At 55.1% G+C, this 17,185-nt stretch carries 14 protein-coding genes and 4 tRNA genes; all 18 read left to right on the top strand.

Translation table 11 applies throughout. The features are described from left to right. Positions 1-117 precede the first annotated feature (117 nt). The 18 genes from birA to rpsG all read left to right on the top strand — a co-directional run bounded on the left by birA (position 118) and on the right by rpsG (position 17,180). Positions 118-1,077, top strand: a complete 960-nt coding sequence (birA, locus tag ACM6IQ_RS04850; protein WP_414878166.1) for a bifunctional biotin--[acetyl-CoA-carboxylase] ligase/biotin operon repressor BirA — start codon at positions 118-120, stop codon at positions 1,075-1,077. Next, positions 1,067-1,816 (top strand): pantothenate kinase, encoded by a 750-nt coding sequence (locus tag ACM6IQ_RS04845; protein WP_414878165.1) that lies wholly within the window; start codon positions 1,067-1,069, stop codon positions 1,814-1,816. The genes birA and ACM6IQ_RS04845 overlap by 11 nt, the downstream gene beginning before the upstream one ends. A 7-nt stretch (positions 1,817-1,823) precedes the next feature. Further along, positions 1,824-2,264: a hypothetical protein gene (locus tag ACM6IQ_RS04840; RefSeq protein ID WP_017341079.1), complete on the top strand. Its 441-nt coding sequence runs from the start codon at positions 1,824-1,826 to the stop codon at positions 2,262-2,264. A gap of 142 nt (positions 2,265-2,406) precedes the next feature. Further along, positions 2,407-2,491 (top strand) — tRNA-Tyr (locus ACM6IQ_RS04835). 24 nt (positions 2,492-2,515) lie between these two features. Beyond that, positions 2,516-2,589: transfer RNA gene (locus ACM6IQ_RS04830), tRNA-Gly, on the top strand. Positions 2,590-2,615: 26 nt separating this feature from the next. Continuing rightward, a tRNA-Thr gene (locus ACM6IQ_RS04825) sits at positions 2,616-2,691 on the top strand. An 84-nt stretch (positions 2,692-2,775) separates the two neighbouring features. Next, positions 2,776-3,969, top strand: coding sequence for an elongation factor Tu (tuf, locus tag ACM6IQ_RS04820; protein ID WP_007896619.1), 1,194 nt, complete (start codon positions 2,776-2,778; stop codon positions 3,967-3,969). A 53-nt stretch (positions 3,970-4,022) separates the two neighbouring features. Further along, positions 4,023-4,098: transfer RNA gene (locus ACM6IQ_RS04815), tRNA-Trp, on the top strand. A 45-nt stretch (positions 4,099-4,143) separates the two neighbouring features. After that, a complete protein-coding gene (gene secE, locus ACM6IQ_RS04810; protein WP_007896620.1) occupies positions 4,144-4,512 on the top strand; it encodes a preprotein translocase subunit SecE in 369 nt (122 codons plus the stop codon). Positions 4,513-4,521: 9 nt separating this feature from the next. Next, on the top strand, positions 4,522-5,055 hold the full coding sequence (gene nusG, locus ACM6IQ_RS04805; protein WP_007896622.1) for a transcription termination/antitermination protein NusG: 534 nt from the start codon (positions 4,522-4,524) through the stop codon (positions 5,053-5,055). Positions 5,056-5,172: 117 nt separating this feature from the next. Further along, complete coding sequence (gene rplK / locus ACM6IQ_RS04800) at positions 5,173-5,604, top strand: 50S ribosomal protein L11 (RefSeq protein WP_017341076.1); 432 nt, start codon at positions 5,173-5,175, stop codon at positions 5,602-5,604. Further along, the gene (gene rplA / locus ACM6IQ_RS04795; protein WP_003186095.1) at positions 5,604-6,299 is read left to right on the top strand and encodes a 50S ribosomal protein L1; all 696 of its coding nucleotides are present in this window, start codon (positions 5,604-5,606) and stop codon (positions 6,297-6,299) included. The genes rplK and rplA overlap by 1 nt, the downstream gene beginning before the upstream one ends. A 198-nt stretch (positions 6,300-6,497) precedes the next feature. Continuing rightward, the gene (gene rplJ, locus ACM6IQ_RS04790) at positions 6,498-6,998 is read left to right on the top strand and encodes a 50S ribosomal protein L10 (protein WP_007896629.1); all 501 of its coding nucleotides are present in this window, start codon (positions 6,498-6,500) and stop codon (positions 6,996-6,998) included. Between the two features lie 80 nt (positions 6,999-7,078). Then, positions 7,079-7,444 carry a 50S ribosomal protein L7/L12 gene (rplL, locus tag ACM6IQ_RS04785; protein ID WP_017341075.1) on the top strand — a complete coding sequence of 122 codons (366 nt, stop codon included), beginning with the start codon at positions 7,079-7,081 and terminating at the stop codon, positions 7,442-7,444. Between the two features lie 220 nt (positions 7,445-7,664). Then, positions 7,665-11,738, top strand: a complete 4,074-nt coding sequence (rpoB, locus tag ACM6IQ_RS04780) for a DNA-directed RNA polymerase subunit beta (protein WP_017341074.1) — start codon at positions 7,665-7,667, stop codon at positions 11,736-11,738. 64 nt (positions 11,739-11,802) lie between these two features. Continuing rightward, positions 11,803-16,002 carry a DNA-directed RNA polymerase subunit beta' gene (gene rpoC / locus ACM6IQ_RS04775; RefSeq protein ID WP_017341073.1) on the top strand — a complete coding sequence of 1,400 codons (4,200 nt, stop codon included), beginning with the start codon at positions 11,803-11,805 and terminating at the stop codon, positions 16,000-16,002. Positions 16,003-16,218: 216 nt separating this feature from the next. Next, positions 16,219-16,590 carry a 30S ribosomal protein S12 gene (rpsL, locus tag ACM6IQ_RS04770; protein WP_002555494.1) on the top strand — a complete coding sequence of 124 codons (372 nt, stop codon included), beginning with the start codon at positions 16,219-16,221 and terminating at the stop codon, positions 16,588-16,590. A gap of 119 nt (positions 16,591-16,709) precedes the next feature. Beyond that, complete coding sequence (gene rpsG, locus ACM6IQ_RS04765) at positions 16,710-17,180, top strand: 30S ribosomal protein S7 (RefSeq protein ID WP_002555493.1); 471 nt, start codon at positions 16,710-16,712, stop codon at positions 17,178-17,180. Positions 17,181-17,185 lie beyond the last annotated feature (5 nt).

Below are 17,185 nucleotides of genomic sequence, written 5' to 3'. Positions count from 1 at the left end.
AATTGCGAAAGCAGTTGGGGTTTTGTTTTGCCCGCAGGAAAATCTGCCTGGTACGGTTTCTATGCAACAACTCAAGGCGTAGCTATCATGCGGGCCTCATTGTGAGGCGGGACTTGCATGCTGACATTGTTAAAGCTTCTGAAGGATGGCCGATTTCATTCAGGTCAGGCCCTGGGCGCCGCTTTGGGTGTCAGTCGTAGCGCTGTATGGAAACAGCTTCAGCTTTTAGAAGCTGAGCTTGGCTTGTCCATCCACAAGGTGCGAGGGCGCGGTTATCAACTCGCTTCGCCGTTGACGCTGCTTGATTCTGTCGCGATTGCAGAGCAAGCCCCTTCTTGTGATTGGCCCATTCTTGTTTTCGACTCAATTGACTCCACTAATGCTGAAGCGTTGCGTGCAATTGATCGTGGCCAGGCAGCGCCATTTCTTGTGCTTGCCGAGCGGCAGACGTCTGGACGTGGGCGCCGTGGGCGTAAGTGGGTGAGTCCTTTCGCGGAAAATGTCTATTACAGTCTGGTGCTGCGTATTGATGGTGGTCTGCGCCAGCTCGAAGGCTTGAGCCTTGTTGTCGGGCTTGCCGTCATGCAAACCTTGAAAGAGCTGGGTGTTTCAGATGCGGGCTTGAAGTGGCCGAACGATGTTCTGGTGGGTCAGAAAAAAATCGCGGGAATATTACTCGAATTGGTCGGGGATCCCGCTGATGTGTGTCACGTGGTGCTGGGTGTTGGAATTAATGTGAATATGCAGATGACCGATGAGGTTGATCAGCAGTGGACGTCCATGCGGCTCGAGTCGGGGTGCGCATTTGATCGTAATCATCTGGTCGCTCGGCTGGGCCAGATGCTCCAGGTGTATTTGGGGCGGCATCAGGTCGACGGATTTCCTGCTATTCAAGCTGAGTGGGAGCAGAATCATCTATGGCAGGGGCGGGCGGTGTCGTTGATCGCTGGCGTTAACCAGATAGATGGCGAAGTGCTGGGTATCGATAGGCAAGGGGCTCTGCGCTTGAAGGTGGGTGGTGTGGAAAAAGTATTTAGCGGTGGTGAGCTCAGCTTGAGGTTGCGTGATGATTCTTGAGCTCGACTGCGGAAACAGTTTCATTAAGTGGCGAGTACTTGGCGCGGATGCCTGTCAGGCGGTCGGTGAAGGAGTCGTCGATTCGAATCTCGCATTGCTGGAGAGTTTGAATGCGATCAAGGGGCTGGCTCTCAAGTTCTGTCGGCTGGTTAGTGTCAGAACGGCAGAGGAAACCGGTGCGTTGGTTTCTCTGCTGACAGAGACTTTTGGAGTGTCGGTAGCTTGCGCGACGCCCGCTCGCGAAATGTTGGGGGTTCGCAATGGCTATGAAGAGTTCGAGCGCCTGGGGCTAGATCGTTGGTTGGCGATGCTTGGAGGATTCCATTTGGCATCGCGTGCTTGCCTGGTGCTGGATTTCGGTACTGCTGTCACTGCGGATTACGTCGCCGGTGATGGAGAGCATCTCGGAGGATTCATTTGTCCAGGTATGCCGTTGATGCGGAATCAGTTGCGTACCCATACACGTAAAATTCGTTATGGCGATCTCGCTGCAGAGCGCGCTCTGGAAAGTCTCGTTCCTGGGCGGACAACCGTCGAAGCAGTTGAGCGGGGGTGTTTGCTCATGCTCAGGGGGTTTGTTCTGACTCAGTTAGAGCTTGCGCGTAGTTACTGGGGAGCAGATTTTTCTGTATTCCTTACCGGGGGGGATGCGGGGCTGGTTTCCGAGATCGTGCCTGAAGCCAGGGTGGTTCCGGATCTGGTATTTGTAGGTTTGGCTATGGCATGTCCTTTGTCCTGAGGTTCGTATGCGTTGGTTGTTCCTGCTGCTGCTTGTGCTCAACGTCTTCTATTACATCTGGCACCAACAAGAGGCTCCTCTGCGCGCGAAGGATGTCACCCCCTTGAGTTTGTACCGGGGGGCTCAGCAGGATATTCGCTTGTTGAGCGAGGCGGCTGATGCATCCAGGGACAAAGGAAAGGCTGCTCAGGCGGACAATAGCTGTTTGTATTTGGGTGGTTTTGTTCGTCCAGAGGCCCTTCAGGCTGTTGAGCGACGCTTGAATGGCATGGAGATCAAATATCAGCCCCTGCCAAAGGATCTCCCCGAATTTGCTGGTTACTGGGTGCGTGTGGCCCCAGAAAGTCGGCGATGGCTGGATGATCTGCAGCTGCAAAACCTTTCTAGAGAATTCAATGAGTTAAAACATAAAATAATGCCATGCGAGGGGGTTGCACCCGCTGAATAGTTTGCATAGAATGGCGCCCGCTTCGCAGTGAAGACCTTTAAAGGTCTACGGTGCAAAGCGAGGTCAACGCAGCTAACCTCAGGTTTTTAATGAGAAAATGCTTGACAGAAGGCTGGCATGATATAGAATGCCGGCTCGCTTAGGAGGGGTTCCCGAGCGGCCAAAGGGATCAGACTGTAAATCTGACGTCTACGACTTCGAAGGTTCGAATCCTTCCCCCTCCACCATTTTTAGCGAGAGCTGCAAGCTCCGCGGGTATAGTTTAGTGGTAGAACCTCAGCCTTCCAAGCTGATGATGCGGGTTCGATTCCCGCTACCCGCTCCAAGTTTGCAGATCCTGCACAGTGTTGCGCTCTTGTAGCTCAGTTGGTAGAGCACACCCTTGGTAAGGGTGAGGTCAGCGGTTCAAATCCGCTCAAGAGCTCCATATAACAAGGCAGATATGAAAATATCTGCCTTTGTTTTAATGGCTTGTTTGACCTGCTCAATTCTTCTCCTAGGGGTGATTTTGATGGCTAAGGAAAAGTTCGAACGTAATAAGCCGCACGTCAACGTGGGTACCATTGGTCACGTCGACCACGGTAAAACTACTTTGACTGCAGCCTTGACCCGCGTCTGCTCCGAAGTTTTCGGCTCGGCAAAGGTTGACTTCGACAAGATCGATAGCGCCCCTGAAGAAAAAGCTCGTGGTATCACCATCAACACCGCTCACGTTGAATATGATTCGGCCGTGCGTCACTACGCACACGTTGACTGCCCTGGTCACGCCGACTACGTAAAAAACATGATCACCGGTGCAGCTCAGATGGATGGTGCGATTCTGGTTTGCTCGGCCGCTGATGGTCCGATGCCTCAAACCCGTGAGCACATCCTGTTGTCCCGCCAGGTTGGCGTTCCGTACATCGTTGTCTTCCTGAACAAGGCTGACATGGTTGACGACGCTGAGCTGCTGGAACTGGTTGAGATGGAAGTGCGCGACCTGCTGAGCACCTACGATTTTCCAGGTGATGACACTCCGATCATCATTGGTTCTGCGCTGATGGCGTTGAACGGTCAAGATGACAATGAGATGGGTACCACTGCCGTCAAAAAGTTGGTCGAGACTCTGGATAGCTACATTCCGCAGCCTGAGCGTGCTATCGACAAGCCGTTCCTGATGCCGATCGAGGATGTGTTCTCGATCTCCGGTCGCGGTACTGTTGTGACTGGTCGTGTTGAGCGTGGCATTGTCCGCATTCAGGAAGAAGTTGAGATTGTTGGTCTTCGTGACACTGTCAAAACTACTTGTACTGGTGTTGAGATGTTCCGCAAGCTGCTCGACGAAGGTCGTGCTGGCGAGAACTGCGGCGTTTTGCTGCGTGGTACCAAGCGTGATGATGTTGAGCGTGGCCAGGTTCTGGTCAAGCCGGGCACCGTCAAGCCGCATACCAAGTTCACTGCTGAGGTTTACGTTCTGAGCAAGGAGGAGGGTGGTCGTCATACGCCATTCTTCAAGGGTTATCGTCCGCAGTTCTACTTCCGTACGACTGATGTGACTGGTAACTGCGAGCTGCCAGAAGGTGTTGAGATGGTGATGCCAGGTGATAACGTTCAGATGACCGTTACACTGATCAAAACCATTGCGATGGAAGATGGTCTGCGTTTTGCCATCCGTGAAGGCGGTCGTACCGTCGGCGCTGGTGTTGTGGCCAAAGTCATCGAGTAAGTTGTTGTAATGTCTTTTTCGGGCCGGCATAATGGTCGGCCTGATTTTGTTTTAGGTCAGTAGCTCAATTGGCAGAGCGACGGTCTCCAAAACCGTAGGTTGGGGGTTCGATTCCCTCCTGACCTGCCAGATTCACTTGGTGTGTCTGGCTTTCTTTTCACAGGATCTTCATAGATGACTCCTAAAGCTGAAGCTCAAGGCTCTCGCTTCGATCTGCTCAAGTGGCTAGTAGTAGTCGCTTTGGTGGTTGTTGGCGTTGTTGGCAATCAGTATTACTCTGCTTCGCCGATCCTGTACCGCGTACTTGCATTACTTGTCATCGCCGCTGTAGCTGCCTTTGTAGGCCTGCAGACGGTCAAGGGCAAGTCTTTCTTCGTACTGGTTAAGGAAGCTCGCACCGAGATTCGTAAAGTCGTATGGCCAACTCGCCAAGAAACCACGCAGACCACGTTGATTGTTGTGGCTGTTGTTCTGGTTATGGCGTTGCTGTTGTGGGGGCTTGATTCCCTGCTCGGCTGGCTTGTTTCCTTGATTGTCGGCTAAGGGTGTCCCGTGGCTAAGCGTTGGTACGTTGTGCATGCTTACTCCGGTTACGAGAAGCATGTCATGCGCTCGTTAGTAGAGCGCGTAAAGCTGGCTGGCATGGAAGATGGCTTTGGCGAAATTCTGGTTCCCACTGAAGAAGTGGTTGAAATGCGTAATGGCCAGAAGCGCAAAAGCGAGCGCAAGTTCTTCCCAGGTTATGTGCTGGTTCAGATGGACATGAACGAGGGTACTTGGCACTTGGTCAAGGATACTCCTCGGGTGATGGGTTTCATCGGCGGTACTGCTGATAAGCCTGCACCGATCACAGATAAAGAGGCAGAAGCGATTCTGCGTCGTGTTGCTGATGGTAGTGACAAGCCGAAGCCGAAGACGTTGTTCGAGCCGGGCGAGTCGGTACGTGTCAACGACGGGCCGTTTGCCGATTTTACCGGCACGGTTGAAGAAGTTAACTACGAGAAGAGCCGGATCCAAGTGGCAGTGCTCATTTTCGGTCGCTCTACTCCGGTAGAGCTCGAGTTCAGCCAGGTCGAAAAGGTCTAGCTGGGCAAGCATCCCAACCCCGCAGCCCTAGGCTGTGGGGTTTTGTCGTCACTGGGATAAACGCGCAAGTAACCGGGGAGCCTTTCGAGGCGTTCGAACCCGTAATTGGAGTGCCTCATGGCCAAGAAGATTACCGCTTACATCAAGCTGCAAGTGAAGGCCGCTCAGGCTAACCCAAGCCCACCTGTTGGTCCTGCTCTGGGTCAGCACGGCGTGAACATCATGGAATTCTGCAAGGCCTTCAACGCCCGTACTCAGGGTATTGAGCCAGGTCTGCCGACTCCAGTGATCATCACTGTCTACAGCGACCGTAGCTTCACTTTCGAAACCAAATCCACCCCTGCTTCGGTTCTGCTGAAGAAGGCGGCCGGTCTGACTAGCGGTTCCGCTCGCCCGAACACCGTTAAGGTTGGCACCGTAACTCGTGCTCAGCTGGAAGATATCGCGAAAGTTAAAAACGCGGATCTGACTGCAGCTGATATGGAAGCAGCCGTGCGCACCATCGCCGGTTCTGCTCGTAGCATGGGCCTTAACGTGGAGGGTGTGTAATGGCTAAGTTGACCAAGCGTCAAAAGGCTATCGCCGGCAAAATCGAAGCAGGCAAGGCCTACAACTTTGTAGACGCTGCTGCCCTGCTGGCTGAGCTGTCGACTGTCAAGTTCAGCGAGTCGTTCGACGTTGCTGTGAACCTGGGTGTTGACCCGCGTAAATCCGACCAGGTCGTTCGTAGCGCTACTGTGCTGCCACACGGCACTGGCAAGACTGTTCGCGTTGCTGTGTTCACCCAAGGTCCAGCTGCTGAGGCCGCTCTGGCTGCCGGCGCTGACCGTGTAGGCATGGACGACCTGGCTGCCGAAATGAAAGGCGGCGACCTGAACTATGACGTAGTTATCGCATCCCCGGATGCAATGCGCGTTGTAGGTCAGTTGGGTCAGATCCTCGGTCCTCGTGGCCTGATGCCTAACCCTAAAGTCGGCACCGTAACCCCAGACGTAGCTACCGCGGTTAAGAACGCCAAGGCTGGTCAGGTTCGTTATCGCACTGACAAAAACGGCATCATCCACACTTCCGTTGGCAAGATCGGCTTCGACGCCGTCAAGCTGAAGGAAAACGTTGAGGCCCTGATCGCTGATCTGAAGCGTATCAAGCCAGCTTCCTCGAAAGGCATTTACGTCAAGCGCGTTACCCTGAGCACCACTATGGGCCCAGGTCTGGTCATCGACCAAAGCTCGCTCGACGCGTAAGACACAGGTTGGCGCAAGCGATTGCGCCAATTGAAAGATTGGGGTCCCTGCCTGGCGGGGGCTATCCAAGACCGTAGGCGACGCAAGTCTTAAACCTCAAGCCTACGCAGATGGTGCTCCCGGTTCCTTACCGAATCAGACACCAAAACGACATCCGGCTTCGGTTGGATGAAACGGTAACAAGCAGGAGTTAAACCCGTGGCAATTAAACTCGAAGACAAGAAGGCCATCGTCGCTGAAGTCAACGAGGCTGCCAATGTTGCCCTGTCTGCTGTTGTGGCTGATGCCCGCGGTGTGACAGTAGGCGCTATGACCGGACTCCGTAAAGAGGCTCGTGAAGCTGGCGTTTACGTACGTGTTGTACGTAACACCCTGCTCAAGCGCGCCGTTGCTGGCACTCAATATGACGTGCTCAACGACGTGTTCACTGGCCCGACCTTGATTGCATTCTCTAAAGAACATCCGGGCGCTGCTGCTCGTATCTTCAAAGAATTCGCAAAAGGTCAGGATAAGTTCGAGATCAAGGCAGCTGCGTTCGAGGGCAAGTTCCTCGCAGCTAATCAGATCGACGTACTGGCAAGTCTGCCGACCCGTGACGAAGCAATTTCTCAGCTGATGAGCGTGATTCAAGGCGCAACCAGCAAATTGGCTCGTACTCTGGCGGCCCTTCGCGACCAGAAAGAAGCTGCCGCAGCCTAAGGCTGAGCGACTCCTTTCAGCGTTTATTGTTTATTTCGATGGCCGCGTAGGCTGTCACCCCAATACAGGAATTTATAGTCATGTCTCTGACTAACGACCAAATCATCGAAGCAATCGGCGAAAAATCCGTTCTGGAAATCGTTGAGCTGATCAAGGCCATGGAAGAGAAGTTCGGCGTTTCCGCTGCCGCTGCTTCCGCTGGTCCAGCCGCTGTTGCTGCCGTTGTTGAAGAACAAACTGAATTCAACGTCATGCTGACCGAAGCTGGCGAGAAGAAAGTTAACGTGATCAAGGCAGTACGTGAACTGACCGGTCTGGGCCTGAAAGAAGCCAAGGCTGTAGTTGACGGCGCTCCTGCCATGGTTCTGGAAGCTGTTGCCAAAGACGCAGCTGACAAAGCCAAAGCTACTCTGGAAGAAGCAGGCGCTAAAGTCGAGCTGAAGTAAGCATCGACTTTGCTCCTCCAGCCCGAGCGTTAAGCGAAAGGCTGATGGCTGGTGGCTCTTGCCACCGGCCTTTTTCCGTTATTGGCAACCGACTGGGTCGGTGCTGGTAGCGAGCTGTAACCACCCGATGCGGTGGCGCAAACCATGGGGTTTGCACGATTTTCTGGCTGCTCCCGTCGGGAGGGGCCAAACAAGCAGGTGACCAAGCTGGGGAACGCTGATGGCTTACTCATATACTGAGAAAAAACGTATCCGCAAGGACTTTAGCAAGTTGCCGGACGTCATGGATGTGCCGTATCTCCTGGCAATCCAGCTGGATTCGTATCGTGAATTCTTGCAGGCGGGAGCGACTAAAGATCAGTTCCGCGACGTGGGCCTGCATGCGGCCTTCAAATCCGTTTTCCCGATCATCAGCTACTCCGGCAATGCTGCGCTGGAGTACGTCGGTTATCGCCTGGGCGAACCGGCATTTGATGTCAAAGAATGCGTATTGCGCGGTGTAACTTACGCCGTACCTTTGCGGGTAAAAGTGCGCCTGATCATTTTCGACAAAGAATCGTCGAACAAAGCGATCAAGGACATCAAAGAGCAAGAAGTCTACATGGGTGAAATCCCCCTGATGACTGAGAACGGTACCTTCGTAATCAACGGTACCGAGCGTGTAATCGTTTCCCAGCTGCACCGTTCCCCGGGCGTGTTCTTCGACCACGACCGTGGCAAGACGCACAGCTCCGGCAAACTGCTGTACTCCGCGCGCATCATTCCTTACCGCGGTTCGTGGCTGGACTTCGAGTTCGACCCGAAAGACTGCGTGTTCGTGCGTATCGACCGTCGTCGCAAGCTGCCTGCATCGGTACTGCTGCGCGCGCTCGGCTATACCACTGAAGAAGTGCTCGACGCGTTCTACACCACCAACGTTTTCCACCTGAGCGGCGAAACCCTCAGTCTGGAACTGATTGCTTCGCGTCTGCGTGGTGAAATCGCTGTTCTTGATATTCAGGACGAGAAGGGCAAGGTCATCGTTGAGGCTGGTCGCCGTATTACTGCGCGCCACATCAACCAGATCGAAAAAGCCGGTCTCAAGACCCTTGACGTGCCTCTGGAGTACGTTCTGGGTCGCACTACCGCCAAGGCCATCGTGCATCCGGCAACCGGCGAAATCCTGGCAGAGTGCAACACCGAGCTGAACACCGAGATCCTGGCAAAAATCGCCAAGGCCCAGGTTGTTCGCATCGAGACTCTGTACACCAACGATATCGACTGCGGTCCGTTCGTCTCCGACACCCTGAAGATCGACTCCACCAGCAACCAATTGGAAGCGCTGGTCGAGATCTATCGCATGATGCGTCCAGGCGAGCCGCCAACCAAAGACGCTGCCGAGACCCTGTTCAACAACCTGTTCTTCAGCCCTGAGCGCTATGACCTGTCTGCGGTCGGCCGGATGAAGTTCAACCGTCGTATCGGTCGTACCGAGATCGAAGGTTCGGGCGTGTTGTGCAAAGAAGACATCGTCGCGGTACTGAAGACTCTGGTCGACATCCGTAACGGTAAAGGCATCGTCGATGACATCGACCACCTGGGTAACCGTCGTGTTCGCTGCGTAGGCGAAATGGCCGAGAACCAGTTCCGCGTTGGCCTGGTACGTGTTGAGCGTGCGGTCAAAGAGCGTCTGTCGATGGCTGAAAGCGAAGGCCTGATGCCGCAAGACCTGATCAACGCCAAGCCAGTGGCTGCGGCGGTGAAAGAGTTCTTCGGTTCCAGCCAGCTTTCCCAGTTCATGGACCAGAACAACCCGCTGTCCGAGATCACCCACAAGCGTCGTGTGTCTGCACTCGGCCCTGGCGGTTTGACCCGTGAGCGTGCTGGCTTTGAAGTTCGTGACGTACACCCGACTCACTACGGTCGTGTATGCCCGATTGAAACGCCGGAAGGTCCGAACATCGGTCTGATCAACTCCCTGGCCGCTTATGCGCGCACCAACCAGTACGGCTTCCTCGAGAGCCCGTACCGCGTGGTGAAAGACGCTCTGGTCACCGACGAGATCGTGTTCCTGTCTGCCATCGAAGAAGCTGATCACGTGATCGCTCAGGCTTCGGCCACGATGAACGACAAGAAAGTCCTGATCGACGAGCTGGTAGCTGTTCGTCACTTGAACGAGTTCACCGTCAAGGCGCCGGAAGACGTCACCTTGATGGACGTATCGCCGAAGCAGGTAGTTTCGGTTGCAGCGTCGCTGATCCCGTTCCTCGAGCACGACGACGCCAACCGTGCGTTGATGGGTTCGAACATGCAGCGTCAAGCTGTACCAACCCTGCGCGCTGACAAGCCGCTGGTAGGTACTGGCATGGAGCGTAACGTAGCTCGTGACTCCGGCGTTTGCGTCGTGGCTCGTCGTGGCGGCGTTATCGATTCCGTCGATGCCAGCCGTATCGTGGTTCGTGTTGCTGATGACGAAGTTGAAACCGGCGAAGCTGGTGTCGACATCTACAACCTGACCAAGTACACCCGCTCCAACCAGAACACCTGCATCAACCAGCGTCCGCTGGTGCGTAAGGGTGATCGGGTTCAGCGTAGCGACATCATGGCCGACGGTCCGTCCACCGATATGGGTGAACTGGCGCTGGGTCAGAACATGCGCATCGCGTTCATGGCATGGAACGGCTTCAACTTCGAAGACTCCATCTGCCTGTCCGAGCGTGTGGTTCAGGAAGATCGCTTCACCACGATCCACATTCAGGAACTGACCTGTGTGGCACGTGATACCAAGCTTGGGCCAGAGGAAATCACTGCAGACATCCCGAACGTGGGTGAAGCTGCACTGAACAAGCTGGACGAAGCCGGTATCGTTTACGTAGGTGCTGAAGTTGGCGCAGGCGACATCCTGGTTGGTAAGGTCACTCCGAAAGGCGAGACCCAACTGACTCCGGAAGAAAAACTGCTGCGTGCCATCTTCGGTGAAAAAGCCAGCGACGTTAAAGACACCTCCCTGCGCGTGCCTACCGGCACCAAGGGCACTGTCATCGACGTACAGGTCTTCACCCGCGACGGCGTTGAGCGTGATGCTCGTGCACTGTCGATCGAGAAGACTCAACTCGACGAGATCCGCAAGGATCTGAACGAAGAGTTCCGTATCGTTGAAGGCGCCACTTTCGAACGTCTGCGTTCCGCTCTGGTCGGCCACAAAGCCGAAGGCGGCGCCGGTCTGAAGAAAGGTCAGGACATCACCGACGAAGTTCTCGACGGTCTTGAGCATGGTCAGTGGTTCAAACTGCGCATGGCTGAAGATGCTCTGAACGAGCAGCTCGAGAAGGCTCAGGCCTATATCGTTGATCGCCGCCGTCTGCTGGACGACAAGTTCGAAGACAAGAAGCGCAAACTGCAGCAGGGCGATGACCTGGCTCCAGGCGTGCTGAAAATCGTCAAGGTTTACCTGGCAATCCGTCGTCGCATCCAGCCGGGCGACAAGATGGCCGGTCGTCACGGTAACAAAGGTGTGGTCTCCGTGATCATGCCGGTTGAAGACATGCCGCACGATGCCAATGGCACCCCGGTCGACGTCGTCCTCAACCCGTTGGGCGTACCTTCGCGTATGAACGTTGGTCAGATCCTTGAAACCCACCTCGGCCTCGCGGCCAAAGGTCTGGGCGAGAAGATCAACCGGATGATCGAAGAGCAGCGCAAAGTCGCCGAGCTTCGTAAATTCCTCGACGAGATCTACAACCAGATCGGCGGCCGTAACGAAGATCTGGATAGCTTCTCCGACCAGGAAATCCTGGATCTGGCGAAGAACCTGCGTGGCGGCGTTCCAATGGCCACTCCAGTGTTCGACGGTGCCAAGGAAAGCGAAATCAAGGCCATGCTGAAACTGGCAGACCTGCCAGAAAGCGGCCAGATGCAGCTGACCGACGGCCGTACCGGCAACAAGTTCGAGCGCCCGGTTACTGTTGGCTATATGTACATGCTGAAGCTGAACCACTTGGTAGACGACAAGATGCACGCTCGTTCTACCGGTTCGTACAGCCTGGTTACCCAGCAGCCGCTGGGTGGTAAGGCGCAGTTCGGTGGTCAGCGTTTCGGGGAGATGGAGGTCTGGGCACTGGAAGCATACGGTGCTGCTTACACTCTGCAAGAAATGCTCACAGTGAAGTCGGACGATGTGAACGGCCGTACCAAGATGTACAAAAACATCGTGGATGGCGATCACCGTATGGAGCCGGGCATGCCCGAGTCCTTCAACGTGTTGATCAAGGAAATTCGTTCCCTCGGCATCGATATCGATCTGGAAACCGAATAACACGTGACGCGAATCGAGAGCGGGGCAGGATTGCCCGCTCTCTGCTCCGCCAGGAGGAAAGGCCTTGAAAGACCTACTGAATTTGCTGAAAAACCAGGGTCAAGTCGAAGAGTTCGACGCCATCCGTATTGGATTGGCATCGCCTGAGATGATCCGTTCGTGGTCGTTCGGTGAAGTTAAAAAGCCGGAAACCATCAACTACCGTACGTTCAAACCTGAGCGTGACGGCCTGTTCTGCGCCAAGATCTTTGGCCCGGTAAAGGATTACGAGTGCCTGTGCGGTAAGTACAAGCGCTTGAAGCATCGTGGTGTGATCTGCGAGAAGTGCGGCGTTGAAGTCGCGCTGGCTAAAGTTCGTCGTGAGCGCATGGCGCACATCGAACTGGCCTCGCCAGTTGCCCACATCTGGTTCCTGAAATCGCTGCCGTCGCGTATCGGTTTGCTGATGGACATGACCCTGCGTGATATCGAGCGCGTTCTCTACTTCGAGAGCTATGTCGTTATCGATCCAGGCATGACCACCCTTGAAAAGGGTCAGCTGCTGAACGACGAGCAGTATTTCGAAGCGCTGGAAGAGTTCGGCGACGATTTCGATGCCCGCATGGGTGCCGAAGCTGTCCGCGAACTGCTGCACGCTATCGACCTGGAACACGAGATTGGCCGTCTGCGTGAAGAAATTCCGCAAACCAACTCCGAAACCAAAATCAAGAAGCTGTCCAAGCGTCTGAAGTTGATGGAAGCCTTCCAGGGTTCCGGCAACCTTCCAGAATGGATGGTGCTGACCGTTCTGCCGGTTCTGCCGCCAGATCTGCGTCCACTGGTCCCGCTGGATGGCGGTCGCTTCGCGACTTCCGACCTCAACGATCTTTATCGTCGAGTGATCAACCGTAACAACCGCTTGAAGCGCCTGCTGGATCTGTCCGCTCCGGACATCATCGTGCGCAACGAAAAGCGTATGTTGCAGGAAGCCGTCGACGCACTGCTCGACAACGGTCGTCGTGGTCGCGCCATCACCGGTTCGAACAAGCGTCCTCTGAAATCCCTGGCTGACATGATCAAGGGTAAGCAGGGTCGTTTCCGTCAGAACTTGCTCGGTAAGCGTGTTGACTACTCCGGCCGTTCGGTAATTACCGTAGGTCCGACCCTGCGTCTGCACCAGTGCGGTCTGCCGAAGAAAATGGCTCTCGAGCTGTTCAAGCCGTTCATTTTCGGCAAGCTGGAAATGCGTGGTCTCGCGACCACCATCAAAGCAGCCAAGAAGATGGTCGAGCGCGAGCTGCCGGAAGTTTGGGACGTTCTCGCTGAAGTGATCCGTGAACACCCGGTTCTCCTCAACCGTGCACCGACCCTTCACCGTCTGGGTATCCAGGCGTTCGAACCAGTACTGATCGAAGGTAAGGCTATCCAGCTGCACCCTCTGGTCTGTGCTGCGTACAACGCCGACTTCGACGGCGACCAAATGGCCGTGCACGTACCGCTGACGCTGGAAGCCCAGCTGGAAGCGCGTGCGTTGATGATGTCGACCAACAACATTCTGTCGCCAGCCAACGGTGAGCCAATCATCGTTCCTTCGCAGGACGTTGTATTGGGTCTGTACTACATGACTCGTGAAGCGATCAACGCCAAGGGCGAAGGTCGTGTGTTCGCGGATCTGCAGGAAGTTGACCGTGTGTTCCGTGCCGGCGAAGCCGCACTGCACGCCAAGGTCAAAGTGCGGATCAACGAAACCGTTAACGATCGTGACGGTGGCAGCGTCAAGAACACCCGTATCGTCGACACCACTGTCGGCCGTGCGCTGTTGTTCCAGGTTGTTCCACCTGGCCTGTCGTACGACGTCGTCAACCAGCCGATGAAGAAAAAGGCAATCTCCAAGCTGATCAACCAATGCTATCGCGTGGTTGGTTTGAAAGAGACCGTGATCTTCGCTGACCAGTTGATGTACACCGGTTTTGCTTATTCGACCATTTCCGGCGTTTCCATCGGTGTTAACGACTTCGTTATCCCGGATGAAAAAGCCCGCATCATCGGTGCTGCCACCGACGAAGTGAAAGAGATCGAAAGTCAGTACGCCTCCGGCCTGGTAACCCAGGGCGAGAAGTACAACAAAGTGATCGACCTTTGGTCCAAGGCGAACGACGAAGTTTCCAAGGCGATGATGGCCAACCTCTCGAAAGAGAAAGTCATCGACCGTCATGGCGTCGAAGTCGACCAAGAGTCTTTCAACTCGATGTACATGATGGCCGACTCGGGTGCACGGGGTTCTGCTGCGCAGATCCGTCAGCTGGCCGGTATGCGTGGCCTGATGGCCAAGCCGGACGGTTCCATCATCGAAACGCCGATTACTGCGAACTTCCGTGAAGGTTTGAGCGTACTTCAGTACTTCATCTCGACTCACGGTGCTCGTAAAGGTCTGGCGGATACCGCGTTGAAAACTGCGAACTCCGGTTACCTGACTCGTCGTCTGGTAGACGTGGCGCAGGATCTGGTTGTGACCGAGATCGATTGCGGCACCGAGCATGGCCTGGTAATGACTCCGCACATTGAAGGCGGTGACGTTGTTGAGCCATTGGGTGAGCGCGTATTGGGTCGTGTCATTGCCCGTGACGTATTCAAGCCAGGTACCGAAGAAGTTATCGTTCCTGCCGGCACGCTGGTAGACGAGAAGTGGGTCGAGTTCATCGAGCTGAACAGCATCGACGAAGTGATCGTGCGTTCGCCGATCAGCTGCGAAACCCGCTACGGCATCTGCGCCAAGTGCTATGGCCGTGACTTGGCTCGTGGTCACCAGGTGAACATCGGTGAAGCGGTCGGCGTTATCGCTGCCCAGTCCATCGGTGAGCCGGGTACCCAGCTGACCATGCGTACGTTCCACATCGGTGGTGCGGCAAGCCGGACCTCCGCAGCCGACAGCGTTCAGGTGAAGAATGGCGGTACCGTCCGTCTGCACAACCTGAAACACGTTGAGCGAGTGGATGGCTGCCTGGTAGCTGTATCCCGTTCCGGTGAGCTGGCAATCGCTGATGACTTCGGTCGTGAGCGCGAGCGCTACAAGCTGCCGTACGGTGCTGTGATTTCGGTTAAGGAAGGTGACAAGGTCGACGCTGGCGCAATCGTGGCCAAGTGGGATCCGCACACTCACCCAATCGTTACCGAAATGAAAGGTACCGTGACCTACGTGGGCATGGAAGAAGGCATCACGATCAAGCGTCAGACTGACGAATTGACCGGTATGACCAACATTGAAGTACTCGACGCCAAAGACCGTCCAGCTGCCGGTAAAGATATCCGTCCTGCTGTGAAGATGGTTGATGACAACGGCAAGGATCTCTTGCTGCCAGGTACCGATGTAATTGCTCAGTACTTCCTGCCTGCCAACGCCCTTGTCGGTGTGGCGGACGGTGCGAAAATCGCGATCGGTGATGTTATCGCTCGTATTCCGCAAGAGACTTCGAAGACCCGCGACATCACCGGTGGTCTGCCGCGTGTTGCCGACTTGTTCGAAGCCCGTCGTCCGAAAGAAGCCTCGATTCTGGCTGAAGTCAGCGGCACCATCGCGTTCGGTAAAGAGACCAAAGGCAAGCGCCGTCTGGTTATTACCCCGAACGACGGTAGCGATCCGTACGAAGAGCTGATTCCGAAGTGGCGCCACCTGAACGTCTTCGAAGGCGAACAGGTAAACCGCGGCGAAGTTATCTCCGACGGCCCGAGCGATCCACACGACATCCTGCGTCTGCTGGGTGTGAGTGCGCTGGCCAAGTACATCGTGAACGAGATCCAGGACGTTTATCGTCTGCAAGGCGTGAAGATCAACGACAAGCACATCGAGACCATCCTGCGTCAGATGCTGCGTAAAGTTGAGATCGCTGAATCCGGCGATTCCAGTTTCATCAAGGGCGACCAGATGGAATTGACTCACGTTCTGGTAGAGAACGAGCGTCTGGCTGGCGACGAGAAATTCGTTTCCAAGTTCACTCGCGTACTGTTGGGTATCACCAAGGCATCGCTGTCCACCGAATCGTTCATCTCGGCGGCTTCCTTCCAGGAAACCACTCGCGTACTGACCGAAGCGGCGGTAACCGGCAAACGCGACTATCTGCGCGGCCTGAAAGAAAACGTCGTCGTGGGTCGTCTGATCCCGGCGGGTACCGGTCTGGCTTATCACAGCGAGCGTAAGCGCCGCCGTGATGCTGACAAACCGTTGCGCGTAAGCGCCAGTGAAGTGGAAGCTGCACTGACCGAAGCGCTGAACTCGAGCGGTAACTGAGTTCTGCGATAAATGAGTGTGAGGCCCTGGCCATTCCGTTCATCGAATCGAGACAAATTGTCGAGGTTGGATGAGCGGGGAGGTCGGGGCCTTGCCTTGACTGGGGGCAAGATCCTCTTTAGACTCTTGTACCCCTAAATTTGGCGGGAATTCGTTCCTGCCATTTTGCTTTTCTTGCAAGACAATAGCGTCGCAAGACAACAGTGGAGCTAGTAGATGGCAACTATCAACCAGCTGGTACGTCAGCCGCGTAAGCGTATCGTCGAGAAATCCGACGTGCCTGCGCTGCAGAACTGCCCGCAACGTCGTGGCGTATGCACCCGTGTGTATACCACTACGCCGAAAAAACCTAACTCGGCACTGCGTAAAGTATGCCGTGTGCGTCTGACCAACGGTTTCGAGGTTTCCTCGTACATCGGCGGTGAAGGCCACAACCTGCAAGAGCACAGCGTCGTACTGATTCGTGGCGGCCGTGTAAAAGACTTGCCAGGTGTTCGTTACCACACCGTTCGCGGTTCTTTGGATACTTCCGGCGTTAAAGGTCGTAACCAGGGTCGTTCGAAGTACGGTACCAAGAAGCCTAAGTAGTAGTGGCTTTTTGTAAAAACTGAATCATCTATTTTTCTGAGTCGATAAGAGTAAGGTCGGAGGCGTCCCGAAAGGGCACCGATTCCGAGCGAACCTGAAGACCGTTTGAGGGCTTATCCATGCCAAGAAGACGCGTAGCAGCCAAGCGCGAAGTGCTTGACGATCCAAAATACGGCAGCCAGATCCTGGCCAAGTTCATGAACCACGTGATGGAAAGCGGCAAGAAAGCCGTTGCCGAGCGTATCGTTTATGGCGCGCTGGAAAAGGTTAAAGAACGCAAGAACAGCGACCCCCTGGAAATCTTCGAGAAAGCTCTCGACGCCATCGCTCCGCTGGTCGAAGTAAAGTCGCGCCGTGTAGGCGGTGCTACTTACCAGGTTCCGGTCGAAGTTCGTCCGTCCCGTCGTAACGCTCTGGCAATGCGCTGGTTGGTAGACTTCGCCCGTAAGCGCGGCGAGAAGTCTATGGCTCTGCGTTTGGCTGGCGAACTGTTGGACGCTGCTGAAGGTAAAGGTGCTGCAGTTAAGAAGCGTGAAGACGTGCACCGTATGGCTGAAGCCAACAAGGCTTTCTCGCACTACCGCTTCTAATTTTA

Source organism: Pseudomonas sp. IT-P100 (genome assembly GCF_949767185.1).
Taxonomy (GTDB): Bacteria; Pseudomonadota; Gammaproteobacteria; order Pseudomonadales; family Pseudomonadaceae; genus Aquipseudomonas; species Aquipseudomonas fluorescens_B.
Note: the sequence above shows the minus strand (reverse complement) of the source record. Positions and strands in the feature narration are given on the sequence as shown.

What these genes read in the sequence shown, in the direction of transcription:
- birA (WP_414878166.1), top strand. Translation starts at nt 118, where the DNA reads ATGCTGACATTGTTAAAGCTTCTGAAGGATGGCCGATTTCATTCAGGT.
- ACM6IQ_RS04845 (WP_414878165.1), top strand. Translation starts at nt 1,067, where the DNA reads ATGATTCTTGAGCTCGACTGCGGAAACAGTTTCATTAAGTGGCGAGTA.
- ACM6IQ_RS04840 (WP_017341079.1), top strand. Translation starts at nt 1,824, where the DNA reads ATGCGTTGGTTGTTCCTGCTGCTGCTTGTGCTCAACGTCTTCTATTAC.
- tuf (WP_007896619.1), top strand. Translation starts at nt 2,776, where the DNA reads ATGGCTAAGGAAAAGTTCGAACGTAATAAGCCGCACGTCAACGTGGGT.
- secE (WP_007896620.1), top strand. Translation starts at nt 4,144, where the DNA reads ATGACTCCTAAAGCTGAAGCTCAAGGCTCTCGCTTCGATCTGCTCAAG.
- rplK (WP_017341076.1), top strand. Translation starts at nt 5,173, where the DNA reads ATGGCCAAGAAGATTACCGCTTACATCAAGCTGCAAGTGAAGGCCGCT.
- rplA (WP_003186095.1), top strand. Translation starts at nt 5,604, where the DNA reads ATGGCTAAGTTGACCAAGCGTCAAAAGGCTATCGCCGGCAAAATCGAA.
- rplL (WP_017341075.1), top strand. Translation starts at nt 7,079, where the DNA reads ATGTCTCTGACTAACGACCAAATCATCGAAGCAATCGGCGAAAAATCC.
- rpoB (WP_017341074.1), top strand. Translation starts at nt 7,665, where the DNA reads ATGGCTTACTCATATACTGAGAAAAAACGTATCCGCAAGGACTTTAGC.
- rpsL (WP_002555494.1), top strand. Translation starts at nt 16,219, where the DNA reads ATGGCAACTATCAACCAGCTGGTACGTCAGCCGCGTAAGCGTATCGTC.
- rpsG (WP_002555493.1), top strand. Translation starts at nt 16,710, where the DNA reads ATGCCAAGAAGACGCGTAGCAGCCAAGCGCGAAGTGCTTGACGATCCA.